The organism is Rhizobium altiplani, from assembly GCF_001542405.1.
In the GTDB taxonomy this organism is placed as follows: Bacteria; Pseudomonadota; Alphaproteobacteria; order Rhizobiales; family Rhizobiaceae; genus Rhizobium; species Rhizobium altiplani.
In genome coordinates this window covers 1-3,379 of record NZ_LNCD01000127.1, presented here as the reverse complement: position 1 = coordinate 3,379, position 3,379 = coordinate 1, and the positions used below count along the sequence as shown (strand labels likewise).

Sequence of the window (3,379 nt, the reverse complement as noted above, 5' to 3'; positions counted from 1 at the left end):
CGTGTTAGCCCAGCGCGCAAGACCCGCATCGGCAATAATCTTTGTGATGGCCGCTTTCTGTTCTTCCGCCAGCGGGAGCAACGGCAAACGTGGGCCACCGGCGTCGCGACCTAGTTGGCTCATGGTCTCTTTGATGGCCGCATAGTATGCTCCTGACTGGAAGCACCGATAAAAGGCGAAGACATCGCGGCCGAGATCGTCCAAGGCCTTATCGCCCGTCAGCGCCTTGTCCCAATAGTCGCGGATCAACGGCCCGGCGATCTGATGCGCCATTGCGACCACCCCATGAGCACCCACGGCGCGAGCTGGAACGATCATTGTTTCGTAGCCGACGAAAACACGAAGCCTCTCACCGACGCGCTGTACAAGCTCGGTTACCTGTGTGATGACACCAGAGCTGTCTTTGATCGCGACCACAGTCGGTAGGGCGGAGAGTTGCTCCACGAGGGCCGGCGTGATGTCGATCCCCGCACGTTTTGGGCTGTTGTACAGCATCAGAGGCAGCGGCGTGTTGGTGGAAATGTACTGGAAGAAGGCCACGATTTCACGCGGGCTCGGCATGGCGTAGATCGGCGGCAGGATCATGCCACCCGCGCAGCCCGAAGCCACGGCCGACTGGCACGCTTCCAGAACATCCTCGACACGGAGGTCGGCAACACCTGCCAGTACGGGCACGCGACGAGCCACATGCTCAACGGTCAATTTGTAGAGGCGGGCGCGTTCGGTTGTGGTGAGTGCATAGAACTCGCCGGTGCTACCAGCCGCCACGACCCCTTGCGCGCCATTCGAGATAGCCTCGTCGATGAGTTCCTTGTAGCGGGTCTCATTGATGGAGCCATCGGCTCCGAAGGGAGTGACGAGAACGGGGAAAATACCGCCCCAGTTTACATTGGCCATTATCGGTTATCCTTTGTTTTCAGACAGCATGAAGGTGGGACTGTAGAACCCACCAGGGGACTGAGAAGACGGGCCTGCTCCGTGAAGCGCCCGACGAAAGCCGCTAGCCTCGGATTGGCGTCAGAAAGCAGTAGTTCACGCGGATCGCCACTGGCGGCGACGACCCCTTGGTCCATGAAGATCACCCGATCGGCCAACTCATAAGCCAAGCCAATCTCATGCGTGACGATGACCATGGTCATGCCTTCGGCGGCGAGCTGGCGGATTGCAGCCAGCACCTCGCCCACTAATTCCGGGTCCAACGCCGAGGTAGGCTCGTCGAAGAGCATTATGGTGGGCTGCATGGCTAGAGCCCGGGCAATTGCGACACGCTGCTGCTGACCACCCGAGAGCTGTGACGGATATTTGTGGCCCGCGTCCGGAAGGCCCATACGAGCAAGGAGTTCGCGAGCCTGTGCCTCTGCCTCAGTGCGGGGCACATGCTTCACCACCACCGGGGCTTCGATGATGTTTTGCAACGCGGTCCGATGCGGGAACAGGTTGAAGCTCTGGAAGACCATGCCGGTTTTGCCGCGCGCAGCATTGAGTTGTGCACTGGTAAGTTTCAGCCGTTCGGTATCCGTGCGGCGGAAAACAACTGACGGATCGAACTTCATGGCGCTGGAAGAAAACCAGTTGGCAGCGGTTCGTCCGACTCCAGCACGAGGGTCGAATATGCGCTGATGTGAGCCATGCCACGCACCTCGGGAACCACGGCTGGCTGGCCTTCCGCACCCTGGCTCAACTCGACGACTCTCGCAGCAAAGGGAATGCCGAGGATGCTCTCGGCACGGTATGGGGCACCGATAGCCAACTCACCGCGCGCATGAAGCTGAGCGAGGCGTGCTGAAGTACCCGTCCCGGAGGGCGAGCGGTCGAATTTGTTGACTGCCAAAATCACCAGGTGGCGGCTTCCGTCATCAATCGCCCAATGGAAAAGCACGCTGCTAATCTGCGGGCGTCCGGTGCCGGAGTTGATAGCCTCTTTGATCGCCATGCCCGCTCGGCACCATTGGTTGGCATGGTCGATGTCGAAAGGAAGGTCAATTTGGCGTGCATCGACCACGGCGTACATGATGCCGCCATACGCAATGTCGCACGTCACCGTGCCAAGACTCTCGGCATCGATAGTGATATCTGCGCAGGCGAGATAGGAGGGAACGTTACGCAAAATCACCGACGTGAGCCGGCCAGCTTCGAAGGTGCCGGTTACATGGACGATACCTGCCGGGGTCTCGATCGACATGCCGTTTTCCTCAAAGCGTTCAGGCAAAGCACCCAAAGCCGAGAGGCTAGCGATATAGCCCATCGTGGCATGCCCACACATGTCGAGATAGAGATAGGAGGAGATGAAGAACAGCCCTTGGTCTGCCTTGCGCGAGGGTACGGGCACCGCCGCCACCATGGCCGCATGCTCGGGAGGGCCGCGAAGCAGCAGCCCCCTCAACCCGTCGTGGACCGCGCTGAAATCATCACGCTGTTCGCGCACGCTTTGCCCGCGCAACGGAGGAATACCGGCTGTGACCGTTCGCGTGGAATGTCCCGCCGTGTGGCTGTCGATGACGGTGAAGAGACGGTTGGTACGCATGTCAGCAATACTTTCCCGACTGCGGAACTACCTTCATGTCGATGCCGCGGTCGAGCAAGCTGCGGGTAATGCGCGAGCAAGCGAAACCCAGTGTGTTCTGCTGCGACATCCAGTTGGCCAGAAAGTTCTGAAAGCCTTCATTGCCCGGTTCGCGGCGAATCCCGATGGTTGAAGGACTACGCAGGAGCGGCATGGGCACGACGGCTTTGGCGATGCCCTTGGCATCCAGCAAGGCAGCATCCTGATCCGCGAGAATGATGGCGTCTACTTTGCCCGACTGGAGTTCTAGAACGGCCTGATCGCGCGTAGGAACGACGTCGAGAGTGGCGTTGGGGATGACCGCCTCGGCAATGACCTGCATCGTGCCGCCCTTTTGTACGGCAATGCGGGTTTCCTTGTTGTCCATTTCACGCCAGGTCTTGGGCTCGAAGCCCGGTCGGGCGGCCAGCACCCAAATTCCTTCGACGATGGCTCCTGGTACGTAGTCGACAACGAGACCGCGACGGGGATTGGGATTCAGTCCCACTGCGAGATCAATCTTGCCGGCTTGGAAATCGGCAGCAAGGTTGCCCCAAGTGGTTTCGTAATATTCGAGCTTCACGTCGAGCAGGGTGGCGATATCCTTGCCCCAATCCACAAAGAAGCCACTCCACTCCCCTGTGCGCGGATCTTTGATGTAGCCCGGCTCCTCTGCGACCATAACCGGAAACTTCAATTTTCCACTCGCCTTTATGCGCTCGAGTACCAGAGAGAGGTCCTCTGCTCGAGCCGGGACGGAGGCCGGGCCGATCACGGTTGCTAAGCTGATTGCAGCAGCGACGAGTGCACTTGTCCAACGGTTCATAGACGTCTCCT

General features: G+C 59.5%; 4 protein-coding genes. All 4 read right to left on the bottom strand.

Features of this window, described 5'->3' with window-relative positions; genetic code table 11:
- Positions 1–897 (bottom strand): dihydrodipicolinate synthase family protein (locus AS026_RS31565; RefSeq protein WP_028749733.1); only part of this gene is annotated, 897 nt, incomplete at its 3' end.
- A complete protein-coding gene (locus AS026_RS31560; protein WP_280950917.1) occupies positions 897–1,553 on the bottom strand; it encodes an amino acid ABC transporter ATP-binding protein in 657 nt (218 codons plus the stop codon). The genes AS026_RS31560 and AS026_RS31565, both read right to left, overlap by 1 nt.
- Positions 1,550–2,524: a proline racemase family protein gene (locus AS026_RS31555; RefSeq protein ID WP_028749740.1), complete on the bottom strand. Its 975-nt coding sequence runs from the start codon at positions 2,522–2,524 to the stop codon at positions 1,550–1,552. Before AS026_RS31555 ends, AS026_RS31560 begins: the two co-directional genes overlap by 4 nt.
- Before the next feature lies 1 nt (position 2,525).
- The gene (locus AS026_RS31550) at positions 2,526–3,368 is read right to left on the bottom strand and encodes a transporter substrate-binding domain-containing protein (protein ID WP_062370411.1); all 843 of its coding nucleotides are present in this window, start codon (positions 3,366–3,368) and stop codon (positions 2,526–2,528) included.
- Positions 3,369–3,379: the final 11 nt, after the last annotated feature.

Coding starts and splice junctions, on each gene's coding strand:
- AS026_RS31550 (WP_062370411.1), bottom strand. CDS start 3,368: ATGAACCGTTGGACAAGTGCACTCGTCGCTGCTGCAATCAGCTTAGCA.
- AS026_RS31560 (WP_280950917.1), bottom strand. CDS start 1,553: ATGAAGTTCGATCCGTCAGTTGTTTTCCGCCGCACGGATACCGAACGG.
- AS026_RS31555 (WP_028749740.1), bottom strand. CDS start 2,524: ATGCGTACCAACCGTCTCTTCACCGTCATCGACAGCCACACGGCGGGA.